At 28.2% G+C, this 16,603-nt stretch carries 14 protein-coding genes; 5 read left to right on the top strand and 9 right to left on the bottom strand.

The features are described 5' to 3' along the window. Positions 1 to 82: 82 nt before the first annotated feature. The 9 genes from recN to Q0731_RS09355 all read right to left on the bottom strand — a co-directional run bounded on the left by recN (position 83) and on the right by Q0731_RS09355 (position 12,080). Complete coding sequence (recN, locus tag Q0731_RS09395; RefSeq protein WP_299063136.1) at positions 83 to 1,738, bottom strand: DNA repair protein RecN; 1,656 nt, start codon at positions 1,736 to 1,738, stop codon at positions 83 to 85. A 70-nt stretch (positions 1,739 to 1,808) separates the two neighbouring features. After that, positions 1,809 to 2,699, bottom strand: coding sequence for a DUF4835 family protein (locus Q0731_RS09390; RefSeq protein WP_299063135.1), 891 nt, complete (start codon positions 2,697 to 2,699; stop codon positions 1,809 to 1,811). A 68-nt stretch (positions 2,700 to 2,767) separates the two neighbouring features. Beyond that, positions 2,768 to 3,979: a bifunctional phosphopantothenoylcysteine decarboxylase/phosphopantothenate--cysteine ligase CoaBC gene (gene coaBC / locus Q0731_RS09385; RefSeq protein ID WP_299063132.1), complete on the bottom strand. Its 1,212-nt coding sequence runs from the start codon at positions 3,977 to 3,979 to the stop codon at positions 2,768 to 2,770. Beyond that, positions 3,980 to 4,300 carry a DNA-directed RNA polymerase subunit omega gene (locus tag Q0731_RS09380; protein WP_299063129.1) on the bottom strand — a complete coding sequence of 107 codons (321 nt, stop codon included), beginning with the start codon at positions 4,298 to 4,300 and terminating at the stop codon, positions 3,980 to 3,982. It abuts the gene before it with no gap. Between the two features lie 9 nt (positions 4,301 to 4,309). Next, entirely contained in the window at positions 4,310 to 5,170 is an 861-nt protein-coding gene (gene bamD / locus Q0731_RS09375; protein ID WP_299063127.1) for an outer membrane protein assembly factor BamD, read from the bottom strand. Positions 5,171 to 5,576: 406 nt separating this feature from the next. Then, entirely contained in the window at positions 5,577 to 6,452 is an 876-nt protein-coding gene (dapA, locus tag Q0731_RS09370; protein WP_299063125.1) for a 4-hydroxy-tetrahydrodipicolinate synthase, read from the bottom strand. Positions 6,453 to 6,551: 99 nt separating this feature from the next. Next, entirely contained in the window at positions 6,552 to 7,073 is a 522-nt protein-coding gene (locus tag Q0731_RS09365; RefSeq protein WP_299063121.1) for a hypothetical protein, read from the bottom strand. Positions 7,074 to 7,425: 352 nt separating this feature from the next. Then, the gene (locus Q0731_RS09360) at positions 7,426 to 11,082 is read right to left on the bottom strand and encodes a M1 family aminopeptidase (protein ID WP_299063119.1); all 3,657 of its coding nucleotides are present in this window, start codon (positions 11,080 to 11,082) and stop codon (positions 7,426 to 7,428) included. Positions 11,083 to 11,189: 107 nt separating this feature from the next. Beyond that, positions 11,190 to 12,080: an ABC transporter ATP-binding protein gene (locus Q0731_RS09355; protein ID WP_299063116.1), complete on the bottom strand. Its 891-nt coding sequence runs from the start codon at positions 12,078 to 12,080 to the stop codon at positions 11,190 to 11,192. 227 nt (positions 12,081 to 12,307) lie between these two features. Between Q0731_RS09355 and Q0731_RS09350 the strand changes: the two genes are divergently transcribed. The 5 genes from Q0731_RS09350 to Q0731_RS09330 are packed head-to-tail and all read left to right on the top strand — an operon-like array spanning position 12,308 to position 16,579. Next, on the top strand, positions 12,308 to 13,396 hold the full coding sequence (locus Q0731_RS09350) for a M42 family metallopeptidase (RefSeq protein WP_299063114.1): 1,089 nt from the start codon (positions 12,308 to 12,310) through the stop codon (positions 13,394 to 13,396). Between the two features lie 54 nt (positions 13,397 to 13,450). Then, positions 13,451 to 13,717, top strand: coding sequence for an NUDIX domain-containing protein (locus tag Q0731_RS09345; protein ID WP_299063113.1), 267 nt, complete (start codon positions 13,451 to 13,453; stop codon positions 13,715 to 13,717). Positions 13,718 to 13,734: 17 nt separating this feature from the next. After that, entirely contained in the window at positions 13,735 to 13,998 is a 264-nt protein-coding gene (locus Q0731_RS09340; RefSeq protein ID WP_299063112.1) for a hypothetical protein, read from the top strand. Further along, entirely contained in the window at positions 13,995 to 15,911 is a 1,917-nt protein-coding gene (locus Q0731_RS09335) for a DUF294 nucleotidyltransferase-like domain-containing protein (protein WP_299063109.1), read from the top strand. The genes Q0731_RS09340 and Q0731_RS09335 overlap by 4 nt, the downstream gene beginning before the upstream one ends. 2 nt (positions 15,912 to 15,913) lie before the next feature. After that, positions 15,914 to 16,579 (top strand): 3'-5' exonuclease, encoded by a 666-nt coding sequence (locus tag Q0731_RS09330; RefSeq protein WP_299063106.1) that lies wholly within the window; start codon positions 15,914 to 15,916, stop codon positions 16,577 to 16,579. The last annotated feature ends 24 nt before the right edge of the window (positions 16,580 to 16,603 follow it).

The raw sequence follows: 16,603 nt of genomic DNA, 5'->3' as shown, positions 1-16,603 counted from the left end.
GTTTTTAGTGCTTACTGTTATGTTAAAAATTAAAAAAACATTAAAATAGTTACATAGAAAGATACTCTGTCTCTTTGTAACTTTATAAATTCAATAATTCTTTTGCATGTATAAGTGCAGAGTCTGAAATGTCTTTACCACTTAGCATTTCTGCAATTTCTTTAATTCTTTCTTCGGTAGTTAAAAGTTTTAAGTTAGTTGTGGTAACCCCTTTTACTTCTTTTTTATATACTTTATAATGGCTGCTACCTTTTGCTGCTATTTGTGGCAAATGTGTAATGGCAATAACTTGCATATTATTACTCATTTTTTGCATTATTGCAGCTATTTTGTTAGATACTTCTCCAGAAACACCAGTATCTATTTCATCAAAAATGATAGTTGGTAATTGGGTGTTTTCTGATAGAATTGTTTTTACAGACAACATAATTCTTGATAATTCTCCTCCTGAAGCTACTTTTTTTAGTTCGCCAAAACTACCTCCTTTATTTGCTGAAAATAAGAATTCTAACTCATCTTTTCCGTTAGCAAAATAACTTCTTGTTGGGTTTATTTTTATTGAAAAACGTGCATTTTCCATTCCTAAATCGGTTAATAAAACGTGTAATTCTTTATTTAATTTAGGAATTGATTTTGTTCTTGCATTGCTAATTAATTCTGCTACTTTATCTAATTTCACAGAAACATCGTCAATTTCTATTTGTTTTTCATTGATTACTTCATCTGCAGATTCTACAGCTCCAACTTTTTCTGATAAATCATTAAAAACTAAAAGTAGTTCTTTGTTATTGCTTACTGTATGTTTTTTTTGTAAATTATATAATAATTGTAATCTATCGTTTATTTCTTCTGCTTCATTAGGATTAAAATCTACATTTTCATTTGCGTCTTCTAATTCTGAAACAATATCATCTAACTCTATTTTTACGGATGTAATTCTTTCTGATAAATTTTGATATTCTTTAGAAAAAGCTGCAATTTTAGACAATCTATTTTCTAAGGTATTTAGTAAATTCTGAATTCCTATTTCTTCATTTACCGTAATTTCTAAAGCTTCAGATAAATTGAGTTTAATAGCTTCTATATTATTTAACTTCTCTAACCTTTCTTCAAGATCTTCTTGTTCATCAACTTTAATTTTAGCTTCCTCTAATTCTTTAAAAAGATGTAAATTATATTCATATTGTAAATTGGCCTCTTTTTGTTGTTCTTTTAAAACTGAAAGTTCTTTTTTTAACTTTGTTAATTGTACAAAACCTCTTTTGTAAGAAGCAATTCTTGGAGCGTTTTTAGCCAAAGCATCTAAAATAGAAAACTGAAAAAGATTGTCTGACAATTCTATGGTTTGATGCTGAGAATGAACATCAATCAATTTAGATCTTAATTGATTTAGTACTGCCAAAGTAACAGGTGTATCATTTACAAAAGCTCTCGATTTCCCTGAAGGAAGAATTTCTCTTCTAATAATAGTTTCTGCTTCGTAATCTAAATCAACTTCATTAAAAAAGTCTTGCAAATTATAATTAGTAAGTACCACTTTGGCCTCTACAATACACTTATTGGTTGTATCTTTTAAGGATGATAAATCTGCTCTGTTACCTAAAACCAAACCTAAAGCACCTAAAAGTATGGACTTACCTGCACCAGTTTCTCCAGTAATAATAGATAAACCAGAAGAAAAATCAATAGATAATTGATTGATTAGTGCGTAGTTATTAATGGAAAGTTGTGTTAACAAATTCTCTGAATTTTAGAGTTTAAAATTAATGAAAATTGTATAAACTTAAAGAATAATTAAAGCGAATATTCTATTTAATATTTCTCCACTTCGCATTATTGTTTGGAGATATTTTTTTAACTACTTTAATAAAAGCATCTTGGTTGTTTGTTTTAGGACCATCAGCATAAATGTTTGCTAACTCTTCTGCCTTAGCATCAAAAAATAAGCGTATTAAATAATTACCAACTGTTTTATTAAAAATAGATTCTAAAGAAATAACAGCATCTTCTATAGATTGCTTAGATTTATTTTTGCTTGTAGAAAATTCGTCCAGTCCTTGTCTATGATAGTTATAAGTTGCAGTTCTATAAGTTTCTAATTTTGGTGACAATAAATTATCAATCAATAAAAAACGATTTTGTTTTCCTACCACATTTTGCCAAGAAGATATACCACTTTGTTGTGCTTGCAACATAACATCTTGGGCTACTTTTAAATTTTCTTCTCCGCCTTTTTCCCTAAAAGTATCTGCATCTACACCTATAATAATATTTGCATAAAATACCATTGTAGAAATTAAGTTGCTATCAAAGGAATTTCTATTAAAAATTAATGGATCGAATTCAAGATATTTAAAGCTAAAATCATTGTCTTTTAAATTTAAGATTGGTGATGCATAAGTTGACCCAAAAACAGGTCTTGTAGATTGTAATTGTAAGGTTGCTGTAAAATTATTTTCGTTTCTAGAAGTAATAATAATTGTCATTGCACAATCTATTCTTTCTTCTTGTTTTACCTCTCTATTGGTCCACTTTGTTTGGTTTAGAAACTCAGTCAACGCTTTTTCTAAGGTTTTAAAAACCTGTGTATTTGAACCTTGAACTTGGTTATAGTTGATATTTACTACACAGTTCAATTCTTGAGATTTTACAGTAGAAACCGAAATGAATAACAGAAAAAGGAATATAAGTTTACGCATACATTTTTAAGATTTTAGAATTACAGAAACAAATAGTAGACATCTCTAAAACTTATTTCTAAGTATCTTTATTCTTTAATTTTTATAATAATTTCGTTGATAATATCTTTTGCTACTTCTATTTTTGATTTTAATTCAAAAGATTTCTGATTCAAATTTTTATCAATAATAGTAATTTTATTGGTGTCTGTTGCAAAACCTGCACCTTTATCTTGTAAAGAATTCAATACAATAGCATCTAAATTTTTACGTTTAAGTTTATTCTTTGCGTTTTCTATTTCATTATTGGTTTCTAATGCAAAACCAACTAAAAACTGATGTTTTTTAATTTTACCTAAAGAAGCTAAAATATCTTTTGTTGCAACTAACTCAATATTTAACGTTGTATCTTTCTTTTTTATTTTCTGGGTAACAACATTTTTAGGTTTATAATCTGCTACTGCAGCAGAAAGAATTGCAATATCTACATCATTAAAATAAGTATGTGCTGCAATGTACATTTCTTCGGCAGAAATAACATCTATTCTTTTTACCAAAGAATGTTTAATTTTTTGATGACTTGGCCCTGAAATTAAATACACCTCAGCACCTAAATTTGCAGCTGCTTCTGCAATTGCAAACCCCATTTTACCAGAAGAATGATTGCCAATAAAACGAACAGGATCAATGGCTTCATAAGTTGGCCCTGCAGTTAGTAACAGTTTTTTTCCTTTTAAGGGTAATTGAGATAAAATATCATTTTGTATAAAGGATACAATATCTTCTGGCTCTGCCATTCTTCCTTCTCCAACCAAACCACTTGCTAATTCGCCAGAAGTTGCAGGAATAATAATGTTGCCAAAACTTTTTAATTTCTCTAAACTGTTCTTTGTAGAAGGATGAATGTACATATCTAAATCCATTGCAGGAGCAAAATATATAGGACATTTTGCAGACAAGTAGGTTGCTAATAACAAATTATCACAACTACCATTTGCCATTTTAGACAATGTGTTTGCTGTTGCAGGAGCAATTAGCATATAATCTGCCCAAAGCCCTAAGTCTACATGGTTATTCCACAATTCATTTTCATCTTCTTTATCATAAAAAGTAGAATGAACAGGGTTTTTAGAAAGTGTAGAAAGGGTAAGAGGTGTTATAAAATCTTTAGACGCAGGAGTCATAATTACTTTAACTTCTGCGTCTAATTTTATTAATAAACGTACTAAACTAGCTGTTTTGTAGGCAGCAATTCCAGCAGTAATTCCTAAAATAATTTTTTTACCACCTAAAACAGACATTTATTCTGTTTCTGGAGTTCTAAAATATACTTTGTCATTTAACCATTCATCAACTGCAATTGCTGTTGGTTTTGGTAATCTTTCGTAAAATTTAGAAACTTCAATTTGTTCTTTGTTTTCAAAAACCTCTTCTAAACTATCATTATAAGTCGCAAATTCCTCTAATTTATCAACCAACTCCTTTTTTAAGTCTTCGTTAATTTGAGTTGCTCTCTTAGCAATAACTGAAATAGCCTGGTAAATGTTATTTGTTGGAGCTTGCAATTCATTTTTATTGTAAGTAATAGTACTTAATGCAGCTTTAGTATCTTTATAATCCATAACTTATTATTATTTCTGTGTAAACTTAATTATTTTTTTTTGTTTTGCAATCAGGGCTTCTGCCTCTTTATTTTGTGCATGTAAAGTTTCTACCATTACATTAGCCTCTGACATAAACTGAGATTCTGGAAAATTTCTTTTTAACTTTTCATACGCTTCTAAAGCATCTTTAACACGCTCTGGCTTTCTTCTAATAGTACTTTTTAAAACAAAATCATGAGCTGCTTTTAATCTATAAAACAGAGCTTCTTCTTTAAATTCTGACCCTAAATAATCTGACAATAAATTATCAAAAGCCTGAATTGAAGCTTTGTAATTTCTTAAATCATAATCTGCAGTTCTATAATAGGTTTTTGCAATTTCGAAAGATTTTTTTTGAAGTTTGTACCTTAAATCTTTATAATGCTTATTTGCTTCTTCTATTTTTTTTGATTCTGGATACGTATTAATAAAACCCTGAAATGCTTCTAACGCCTTATTTGTTTCTGTAGGATCTAGACTGAATTTTGGAGAAGCTAATTTATAGCTGTAAGCAGATAAAAATGCGGCATCTTCCTTTTTAGAACTTTTAGGGTAATTTTTTGCAAAACGATCAAAATAATAACCAGAAATGCTATAATTTTTTTCATTAAAATTAGACTGTGCAACCATAAACTGAATACGTTCCATTTGTGGCTTACCTCTATAAGTTGGGGTAATTTTCTCAAACAAACGCAATGCTTTACCAAACTTACCAGTTTCGTACATTTTAGTTGCCATTTTATACTGCTCTTCTGTAGTACCTTTGTTTAATACCTTTTGATATTCTGCACAGGAAAATAATACAAGTGAGAAGATTAGTAAATACGCTAAATTTTTAATTTTTTGCATCGTGCAAAATTAGTGATTAAATATGGATAATAAAAGAATTTATTTTTTCTGAAATAATTCTTTCTTTTTAGCTCCTAAAACACTGAAAAACTTCAACATATAAAAAATTAGGATGACAATTTTAACAAAAACCAAAGCTCTTAACATCAAAAAAAATCGTTAAAAACAAAACGCTTTTTTTACTCAGTAAATGCATCAGATAATTTCGATACAAAAAAAGTAAAAAAAACGTTTGAGCGCTACTAAAAGAATGTTAATATTATTTTTAAAAAAAAAGAACTATAAACTTTTAAATAAGGTTATTAAAAAAGATAAAGACAGCTATTAAATCCGTTTTATCTAAAATATTCCTAGCCTATTTGTTGCTATTATTTTTTGATGTTTTAGTCAATGGAATTATACTCTACTAAAATCCCTTCACAAATTCAGCAATTTTTGTAGAAAGATGCTCACTTGCTTGTACCAAAGGCAAACGCACATCATTTTTACAAATATTTAATTCTTGTAAAACTGTTTTGATTCCTGCAGGATTATTTTCTTCAAAAATGTAATCAATAACATCCATCATTTTGTAATGAATTGCATATCCTTCTTTAGCATTACCGTCTAAACCATGGTTTATCATCGTAGAAAACGCTTTTGGAAAAGCTTGTCCTATCACAGAAATCACACCAGAACCTCCAGCTAAAGTTACTCCTAATGCTAAATCATCATCCCCAGAAATTATTAAAAAATCTGCTGGCTTGTCTTTTATTAAAGTATAATATTGTTGTTTATTATTACCTGCTTCTTTCACAGCTACAATATTATCAAAATCATTTGCCAAACGTAAAATTGTTGCTGGCTCCATATTTTTAGCAGTTCTGCCAGGAACATTGTATAAAATAATTGGCAAATTGGTTGCAGTTGCTATGGCTTTAAAATGCTGATAAAAACCTTCTTGCGTTGGCTTACTGTAATATGGAGAAACAGAAAGAATACCATCTAAACCTGTAAAATCTCTTGTTTTTAATTCTTCTACAACCAAAGCTGTATTATTACTACCTACTCCTAAAACCAAAGGAACACGTTTGTTGTTTGTTTTTATGATTAGGTTAATAATTTCTTGTTTTTCTTGCTGCGTAATTGTGGCACTTTCTGCTGTTGTACCATTGATCACTAAATAATCTGTTCCGTTTTCAATGTTAAAGTTTACCAATTTTACAAGTGCATCAAAATCTACACTTAAATCTTCTTTAAAAGGTGTAACTAAAGCAACTCCAGTTCCAATAAATTTTTGCATTTTATAATATATTTAAAGGTACAAAACTACAATTTTAAGATGGATTTTATCACTAAAAATTAGAATCTTGCTAAGAATAAACAACTTTATTATTAAAGTTTAATTTTTTAGTTTTTTTAGAATTTGAAGGTATTTTTTTAACTCTGCTGTAAATTGCTTTGTATTGCTAATTTTTTCTAAAATTTCTAATTCGTACAATTGATCATTCACTCCAGTAAAACCTGCTTTAAAAGTTGCTTTAGATTGATTTACAGCTATTTCTAAATAAATATTATTTTTATTAAAGTAACCTATTAACAAATCAAAAGGTTGGTCTAAAAAACTTTGAAATGTTGGCTCTATAAAATCGCCCTTCCAGTTGATGTCTTTTTCTGTAAAATCTTTGTAAGAAACTTCATCTAATTTATTAAAATGTTTAAAACTATACATTTTAGAGTTTCTAATACCAAGTGTAGTTTCTATGATTGATTTTATATCTAATTCTGTAGCAATACTTTCTTCTGTTAAAATACCAACAGTCACAATTTCTTTTTGAGATACTGTTCTGTTTTCTATAAGTTTAGATACATTTTTATCAAACTTTTTTCTTAATCTCTTTTCTTTTAATTTAGATAAATTCATCAATAAAATTACATTAACACTGTAAAAGTAGGGATTATTTACTTTTTATATCTAATAAAATAAGCTGATTTCATCAATTTTTATAAACTTAAAAATCATCCTTAGAAACTAAAACAAAATTTAAACCTTTACCTGTTTATTTTCAATTAAATACAATTCATTTTAAATAATTATCAAGACAAAATATTCTTTCTAATTTAAAACTATTTTGCTACAATTACACGAATAAAAATTATAACTCTATAAAAAAAAAAGAATCTGTAGGTTTAAAAAAATTAGACCTTTTTTTTGTTTTCATCTAAAAAAGAAAAATTAATGAATTCGTGATTTTTTTTTGATAAAAATTGAATTTTTACAATTTCCTTCGATTATCATCAGACTTTGTGTCTATCAATTTATTGTAAGGATCTACTCCTACTTCTGTTGGTTTTTTATCAACAATAATGGTTATTTTATTATTAATTTGAGTAATTTTATGTTTTTGTAAATAGAGTTCCTTTTCTTTCTTTTTACCATCAATTTCTGTTACAGTAAAAACACCAATATCTATATAATCTGCTAAGGGAACTGATAAAATTGGTTTTTTAACTTCGTCATTTTTGTAAACCAAAGTATCTCCCACTTTATTACCATAAAACTTCTTCCCTTTTTCATCATTTCTATATTTAGAAACTTCAAACTCAATTTCTACCTTATATTTTCCGTTTTCTAATTGTATGGATTTTACATCTTTAATACTATTTTTATAAAGTGTAATCGTTTCAAACATATCTTTAAGTACATACTTTAAAGAATCTGGGGTTACTTCTTTAATATACTGCATCATTTCTAAAGAAGTTGTGTAAGGAGGCTCTTGAAATTGCACTTTTTCTAGATATTTTTTTAACGCTCCATTTAATTTATCTTCTCCTATATAATCACTCAAAGCATAAAAAACTAAAGAGCCTTTTTGATAATGAATATAGCCTTGTCCATCATTATACATTAAAGGTTTTTCTCGTTTAGTTTCCATGGTTCTTTGTAACAAATACTTATCTAAAGCATCTTTTAAAAATGTACGCATTTTGTTTTTTCCATGTTGATGTTCTAATACTTTTAGCGTTACATATTCAGATATGCTTTCAGACAACATGGTTGCTCCTAAAACATCTGCACCAATTACTTGATGTGCCCACCATTGATGTGAAACTTCATGCACTGTTATTGCAAAAGGATAATCTACACCATCATCTTTTTTATCATCTACATCTGCAATAAAACCTACACTTTCTGAAAACGGAATTGTATTTGGAAAAGATTGTGCAAAACTACCAGCAGTTTTAGGAAACTCTATAATTCTTAATTGTCTATGCTGATAAGGACTAAAGTTTTTAGCATTGTAATCTAGGGATGCTTTCATACCTTTTAACATTCTATCCAAATTAAAATCATGGGGTTTATGATAATAAATTTCTAGACTTATCCCTTTATATAATTCTTTTTTAACTTTATATCTGGCAGAATTAAATGCATAAAAATTTAATATTTTACTATCCATTTTATAATGGAAATAGTTACGACCATCTTCTGTCCATTCTTTTTGTAAATAGCCTGGAGCAATTGCAATTTGATCTTTTGATGTAGAAACGGTTGCTTCAAAATCTATCCAATCTGAATCTTTAGAAATATAAGTATTTCCTAAAGCTGATGAATCAGTTGGATTTGGTCGTAAATTATTAGGTGGTAAATTGTATTTTTCACGTGTTTTATTATCTGTTAATTCTCCTTTTGAGGAATACCCTAAAGTAGGAAAAATTGTAAAATTATTAATAAAAGTCCCATTTTCTATAATAGGTGAACGTCTTTTAAAGCGAGTATTTTCTTTACTTTTTACATGGATGGTTAATTGTAAAGAATCTCCTGGTTGTATTGGTTCACAAAATTGATAAACATCAAAATGAAAAAGTTTGTCTTCTACCACTAAATCAGTTGCTTTATCAAACTCAAAAGTACTTTTTAACGAATTATGATTCAAAAACAAACTATCAATAGACTTATCTGTTTTATTTACGAGTGTATAAATAGCACTTGCTTTGTAAGTTTTTTCTTTGGGATACATATCTAAACTTACATTTACAGCAACTATTCTAGGTTGATGGTATTCTTCATATTTTTTATATGTTTTTTCCCATTTTACTGCATTTAGCTCTCTTTGTTTAGACGCCGTTTTTTTACTTTTCGATCTTATTTCTTTATAAATAGAAACGCCTAAAGTTAAAAAAGCAATCAATACTAACATAAAAGCTATTTTTTGAGAGGGTTTAAAGCGTTTTTTTGCTAAAAGAAGTCTTTCTGAAAATGAACTTGGCAAGCCTCTAACCCAAAATAGTAAACTAATTATTAGCAATAAAACCCCTCCTAAAACCCAATACAATTTGTACCACAAATACCTAGACAAAGCTGTGCCATAACCATTCATATCTGAATATCTAAAACCTGAACCTTGATTGTATTTAAAGATTGGTAATTCTATACCGATTAAAGATAATAAAGGAGTACCAATTGCTATAATCAACATTATAAACAACCCTAAATATTGATTTTTAATTAAGGTTTGGATAAAAATTGCCATAAAAGCCCATATAAAGTAATTGATAAATTTTAACCCATACAATTCTTTTAAATAATGCCCTACTTCATAATCATAATAACCTTGGTAGGTTTGATACAAAACACCCGAAACCAAAATAACAGATAGTAAAACCAATTGCATTTTTAACAACGCAATGAATTTAGAAAAAAGTAACACCCAATTATATATTGGTGTGCTATCTATTAAATGATTTATTTTTGTAGTTTTTGCTCTTTGTATTAAAATACCTGCATACAAAAACGTACATAAATTTATAATTAATGTACTAAAAACATTTCCACCTCTAAGCATTTGCCAAGTAACTGGTAATGTTTTTGTGCCAACTATTTTGCCTATTGTAAACAAAGTACCTACCAACATTAAAACACCAACAATAAGTATACAGATAAATGGCAAACTTTTAAAAATATATTTAAAATCGATGTTTGATAGTTTCCACATCACTTTTAAATTTTGAATAAACGAGTAATTATGTGTTACTTTGGGTAAGGATATTCTTGTAATACCGTTAAAATTAGTTTTAGTAATTGTTTCTATTTTTGATTTTTTGAAAGAAAATGAAATTGCATTTTGATTAAATTTAAAATACCTAAACACCACACCAAAAATTACAGATGATACAAGTAGCCAGAGTAATCTATTATAAATAATTAGTTCTTTAATTGGTATTTGCAATTCGTTTTGCTCAGAAACTGTCCAATATTTTGTGTAAAAATTAGATGCAGCTGCTCCAAAAGGATCTAATATTGCCAATACATTTGCTTGCTCTGGTTCTGATAGCATGCTACTCATTGCACCTTGAGCAAACAGCAATAAGATAACAGTAATAAAACCTGCTGCAATATTTCTAGAAAATGTAACCACAGCAAATACTACTGCTCCAAAAAACAGCACATTTGGTAAAATAAAAAGTAGATAAGTCTTTAAATAGGTTACAATATTAAAACCTCCTACAATTTGTGAATTTGTTCCTGGAAATCTAAAACCAATAATCATTCCTATAGCAATTACCAAAACAATACTAGAAACAACTACAATACCACTAAAAAATTTTGCAAATAAATAATTAGCTTTTGTAAATGGGTAAGAATACAAAATAGTATGCATATCACTTTTAAAATCTCTATAAATAGCAACACCAATAATAGAGGGAAATAAAAACAGAATTAAAATAGTAATTGTGTTAAATAAACCTAAAACATTTATAGGAGAATTTACAATTCTTGACGAGCCTGTAGTACCTGTAATATCATCCCAAATACCAGCATTAGATGCTGATAATAAAAATGCAATCAATAAAAAAATAGATATATAAATATAAAAAACGGGTTTAGAAAACCAGTATTTTAACTCTTGCTTAAAAATAGTTGAAAACATAATTTTCGAGTGATTAGTGATGAGTTTTGAGTGATGAATTGTGCTACTTAAATAATGATTCCTAATTAGAGTATTTTAAATACTCTCTACTTATTAACTAATAACTCTTAAATTGTTAAAACAGGCTCATCTTCTTTTAAAGCGATAAAATACACATCGTCTAATTGTGGGGTAGCTTTCACAAAATCATCAGAAGGTTTTTCTGTTGCAAAAACTCTAATATTTAAAGAGTTATCTTGGTTATAATTTGATGATAAAATATTGAATTTTTGTGCATTTTCTTCTAACTCTTCTCTTGTAATAATTTTCGTCCAAATAGTGTTTGCTAATTCTTTGGTAGCTTCTTGTGGTGTTGTATGTTTTAAAATTTTCCCTCCATTTAAAATTGCCATTTCGTTACACAATTCTTTTACATCCTCTACAATATGTGTAGAAAAAATAACAGTACAATTGGTACCAACTTCTCGTAAAACATTTAAAAAACGATGTCTTTCTGCAGGATCTAAACCTGCAGTTGGTTCATCAACAATAATTAATTTTGGGTTGTTTAAAAGTAATTGTGCAATTCCAAAACGTTGTTTCATTCCGCCAGAATAACCTGCAACATATTTATGTCTAACGTCATATAAATTGGTAATTTCTAAAACTTGTGTTACAATTGCTTTTCTTTCTGATGAATTTGAAACCCCCTTTAAAGTTGCAAAATAATCTAACAATTCTTCTGCCGACATTTTTGGATACACCCCAAAAGATTGTGGCAAATAACCCAACACTTTTCGTAAAGACATATTGTCTTCTAAAACATTGATATCTCCAAAAGTAATTGAACCAGAATCTGGACTTTGTAACGTTGCAATAGTTCTCATTAAAGATGATTTTCCTGCTCCATTAGGACCTAACAAACCAAACATTCCTATACCAATTTCTATACTTAAATTATCAATCGCCTTTACGCCATTTTTATACGTTTTGGTTAAATTATTGATTACTAATTTCATTGTTGTTTGGTTTTAAAATTGAGTTTGGTTGTTCTTGTAAAAGTAAGCACTTTTAATACATTTTTTTGTGCTTTTTTTAATGGAATTGCTAAAAAAATGGATTATTTTTACCACTGAGAGTTTAAGATGTTCTGGTTATTTTTCTTTTTTATTTCAATTATAAAGAAAATACGAATTAACATTTTAACTTAAATTTTTCATATTTAAACTTTATAAACGTATTAATAATGTCAACAAAATCAATTTTAAATAAAAAATCGTTAGACTTTTTAGAGAAATACTTAAATAATGCTGCACCAACTGGTTATGAATGGGAAGGTCAAAAAATTTGGATGGACTATTTAAAGCCTTATGTAGATACTTTTATTACAGACACTTATGGTACTGCTGTTGGTATTATAAATCCAGATGCTAAATACAAAGTGGTCATAGAAGGGCATGCAGATGAAATTTCTTGGTATGTAAACTATATTTCTGATAACGGTTTAATTTATGTGATTAGAAACGGAGGTTCAGATCATCAAATTGCACCTAGTAAAATTGTAAATATTCACACTAAAAACGGCATTGTAAAAGGTGTTTTTGGATGGCCTGCAATCCATACCAGAAATAAAGCCAATGAAGAAGCTCCAAAACCAGACAATATTTTTATTGACACAGGTTGTGCTACTAAAGAAGAAGTAGAAGCTTTAGGCGTTCATGTTGGTTGTGTAATAACCTATCCAGATGAATTTCATATTTTAAACGGAGATAAGTTTGTGTGTAGGGCTTTAGATAATAGAATGGGTGGTTTTATGATTGCTGAAGTTGCTCGCCTTTTAAAAGAAAACAAAAAAGAATTGCCTTTTGGATTGTACATTACTAATGCTGTACAAGAAGAAATTGGTTTGCGTGGAGCAGAAATGATTACACAAACTATAAAACCAAATGTGGCTATTGTTACTGATGTAACACATGACACAACTACACCAATGATTGAACCTAAAAAAGCAGGCTTAATGGAATTAGGTAAAGGACCTGTAATTGCTTATGCACCTGCAGTACAACAAAAATTACGCGATTTAATTACAGAAACTGCCGAAGCAAAAAAGATTCCTTTTCAACGTTCTGCACTCTCTAGAGCAACAGGTACAGATACTGATGCTTTTGCTTATAGCAATGGTGGTGTTGCTTCTGCTTTAATTTCTCTACCTTTAAGATACATGCATACTACTGTAGAAATGGTACACAGAGAGGATGTAGAAAATGTAATTAAAATGATTTATGAAACGTTGTTAAATATTAAAGACGGAGAAACGTTTTCTTATTTTGAATAAATTACTCCAATTATGAATTACGAATTAATAATTCGTAATTCATAATTCTTATATATGGATGAACTTATAGACATTTTAACTTCTGAAGGAAAATCTACAGGAAAAACGGCTTTAAAATCTGAAGCACACAAACACGGTTGGTTTCATGCCACTGTACATATTTGGCTTTTTACTGCTGATAAAAAAATATTGCTGCAAAAAAGAGCAATGACAAAAAAAGTATTTCCTGGTTTGTGGGATATTTCTGTGGCAGGACATATTGGTGCTGGAGAAACTGTTTTATCTTCTGCAAAAGAGAAGTTTTTGAAGAAATTGGTATAAATTTAGAAGAAAAAGAATTGATTAAAATTGGTACAAGAATTCATCAAGTATCTCATTTAAATGGCATCCAAGACAATGAATACCATCATGTTTTTATGGCTGAATTAAAAGTGCCAGTTTCTGAATTAAAAATTCAAGAAGAAGAAGTTGACGACATTAAATTGTTTGATTTATCAACTTTAAAAAACACCAATGGCTTAAAAAATGTATTACTCTCTAGGTTTCATGACTATTATTGTAATGTTTATGGTAAAATTCATCAACAAATAGAAGAAAGATGAAAAATTCAATTGCTGAACGTGTTTTTGATTTTTTAAAAGAATACCCACCTTTTAACTTATTACCTAAAAATAAGATTTTAAAAATAGCAACAGAAGTAAAAATTATCTACCTCGAAAAAGGAAAAGTAATTTTTAATGGAGATGACACAATACATAACCATTTTTATATGGTTAGAAATGGTGGAATTAGCTTACACAAAAACACAAAAGACAATAAAATACTTATTGATATTTGTGATGGTGGAGATATTTTTGGCTTAAGACCCTTAATTAGTAAAGAAAATTATTTATTAGATGCAATTGCTAATGAAGAATCTATTGTTTATGGAATTCCGATTGCTATTTTTGAAGCCGAAATTGAAAACAATGCAAAAGTAAATAAATACCTTATAACCTCATTTGCCTCAAAATCTTTTGATCCCTATACTAATGAGCAAAGTAATAATATTTTTACAGATTATATTGCTAAAGATAATTTAGCCTCTACAAATTTACATGCTGTTAATTATACTAAAAAACCATTAAAATGCTCTATTAAATCTACAATTAAAGAGGCTGCCATAAAAATGAGTCGTAAAAAAATTGGCTGTATTGTAGTTGTTGATACAAATGCAAATCCTAAAGGGATTATTACAAATAGTGATATTAAAAATAAAATTGCCACTGGTATTGTTTCTATAGATGCAAATGTTACAGAAATTATGTCTAGCCCTGTAATTACCTATACTAAAAACCTAACGGTTTTAGATGCCCAATTACACATGATTAAAAACAAAGTTGGTCATTTATGTATTACTGAAGATGGAACAAGTAACTCTAAATTAATAGGAATTTTAACCAATCACGATGTTTTAGCGTCTTTAGGCAATAACCCAACTGTTATTTTAAAAGAAATTCAACGTGCTAAAAGAACAAGAGAAATTCGTAAAATTAGAAACAAAGCCAACTTACTTTTAAAATCTTATTTAGAGCAAAATATTCCATTAGCACATATTTCTAAAATTATCTCTGAAATAAATGATAGTGTAACTATAAGAGTTATTGAACTTTCTTTAAAAAAGATGAATATTGCTCCACCTGCAAAATTCTCATGGTTAGCTCTAGGAAGCCAAGGTAGAAAAGAGCAACTTTTATACACAGACCAAGACAATGCTTTAATTTTTGAAGATGTTGCTGAAAACAAATACGAAGAAACAAAACAATATTTCTTAAAAATGGCAGGTTATGTTACAAAATCGCTTCATAAAATTGGTTATGAATATTGTCCTGCAGAAATGATGGCAAGCAACCCAAAATGGTGTTTGTCTTTATCTGAATGGAAAAACCAATTCAATGATTGGATTATTAATGTGAATGATGAAGGAATTTTATTATCTTCTATTTTCTTTGATTACAATCGTGTTTATGGCGATTTTTTGATGGCAAAAGAATTATCTGAAAGTATTTTTAAATCATTAAACAAAAGAGACTTGTTATTTACCTTTTTAGCAAAAGAAGCCATTGCAAGCCCTTCTCCTTTAAGTTTTTTTAAACAATTTTTGGTAGAAAATAATGGAGAGCAAAAAGATACTTTCAACATAAAAAGAAGGGCTTTAATGCCCTTAATTAATGCTGCTAGACTTTTAATTTTATCAAAAAATATTTCTGGAATTAGCAATACTGCTCAACGTTTTGAAAGATTAGCAGAACTAGAACCTCAAAATAAAGAGCTATTTCAATCTTGTGCTTATGCATTTAAAGCATTATTAAAATTTAAAACCAAACAAGGAATTTTACACAACAATTCTGGTACATTTATACAATTAGAGTCTTTAACAAAAGAAGAAAAGTTAAAATTAAAAAGATGTTTTAAACCTATTAGAGAAATTCAAGAAGTACTTTCTGTAAGATTTAATTTAAGCAATATAAGATAGTTATGAAATTTCATTGGTTTTTCAAAAAAAACAAACAACCTATTCCTAATTACTATAAAGAGTATCAAAAAAGTTTTTTAAAGACCAATAAACTTTCCATCTCAAATACTCGATTTGTTGTTTTTGACACAGAAACTACTGGTTTTTCTGTTAAAAAAGATCGCGTACTTTCTATCGGGGCAATTACATTAATAAATACTACAATTAAAGTAAATGATACTTTTGAAGTATTTGTGAAACAAGCTGTTTTTAAAGCAGAAACAGTACCAATTCATGGAATTTTAAAAGATGGTTCTATAGAAAAAATTACGGAATTAGATGCTTTAAAACAATTTCTAAAATATATTGATACTGCTGTTTTAGTGGGGCATCATATTGGTTTTGATGTAAACATGATTAACGAAATTTTAAAGAGAAATAACTTACCAAAACTGCTAAATAAAACAGTAGATACAGGGTATTTATATAAAAAATCGAAACACAGCATTTATCAAAATGAAGAAAAACATTATACTTTAGATAATTTGTGTGATGAATTAAATATTTCTAAAAGCGATCGACATACAGCTACAGGAGATGCCTACATTACAGCGATTGCTTTTTTAAAAATAATGACTCGTTTAAATAAAAACAACGATTTACAGTTAAGAGATTTATTGATGAATTAAGGTAAAACAAAACTCTAATTTAAC

This window comes from uncultured Polaribacter sp. (assembly GCF_947497695.1).
Taxonomy (GTDB): domain Bacteria; phylum Bacteroidota; class Bacteroidia; order Flavobacteriales; family Flavobacteriaceae; genus Polaribacter.
Note: the sequence above shows the minus strand (reverse complement) of the source record. Positions and strands in the feature narration are given on the sequence as shown.

Excerpts from the sequence above, each read along its gene's own strand:
- Q0731_RS09390 (WP_299063135.1), bottom strand. The coding sequence starts at position 2,699 with ATGCGTAAACTTATATTCCTTTTTCTGTTATTCATTTCGGTTTCTACT.
- coaBC (WP_299063132.1), bottom strand. The coding sequence starts at position 3,979 with ATGTCTGTTTTAGGTGGTAAAAAAATTATTTTAGGAATTACTGCTGGA.
- Q0731_RS09380 (WP_299063129.1), bottom strand. The coding sequence starts at position 4,300 with ATGGATTATAAAGATACTAAAGCTGCATTAAGTACTATTACTTACAAT.
- bamD (WP_299063127.1), bottom strand. The coding sequence starts at position 5,170 with ATGCAAAAAATTAAAAATTTAGCGTATTTACTAATCTTCTCACTTGTA.
- dapA (WP_299063125.1), bottom strand. The coding sequence starts at position 6,452 with ATGCAAAAATTTATTGGAACTGGAGTTGCTTTAGTTACACCTTTTAAA.
- Q0731_RS09365 (WP_299063121.1), bottom strand. The coding sequence starts at position 7,073 with ATGAATTTATCTAAATTAAAAGAAAAGAGATTAAGAAAAAAGTTTGAT.
- Q0731_RS09360 (WP_299063119.1), bottom strand. The coding sequence starts at position 11,082 with ATGTTTTCAACTATTTTTAAGCAAGAGTTAAAATACTGGTTTTCTAAA.
- Q0731_RS09355 (WP_299063116.1), bottom strand. The coding sequence starts at position 12,080 with ATGAAATTAGTAATCAATAATTTAACCAAAACGTATAAAAATGGCGTA.
- Q0731_RS09350 (WP_299063114.1), top strand. The coding sequence starts at position 12,308 with ATGTCAACAAAATCAATTTTAAATAAAAAATCGTTAGACTTTTTAGAG.
- Q0731_RS09345 (WP_299063113.1), top strand. The coding sequence starts at position 13,451 with ATGGATGAACTTATAGACATTTTAACTTCTGAAGGAAAATCTACAGGA.
- Q0731_RS09335 (WP_299063109.1), top strand. The coding sequence starts at position 13,995 with ATGAAAAATTCAATTGCTGAACGTGTTTTTGATTTTTTAAAAGAATAC.
- Q0731_RS09330 (WP_299063106.1), top strand. The coding sequence starts at position 15,914 with ATGAAATTTCATTGGTTTTTCAAAAAAAACAAACAACCTATTCCTAAT.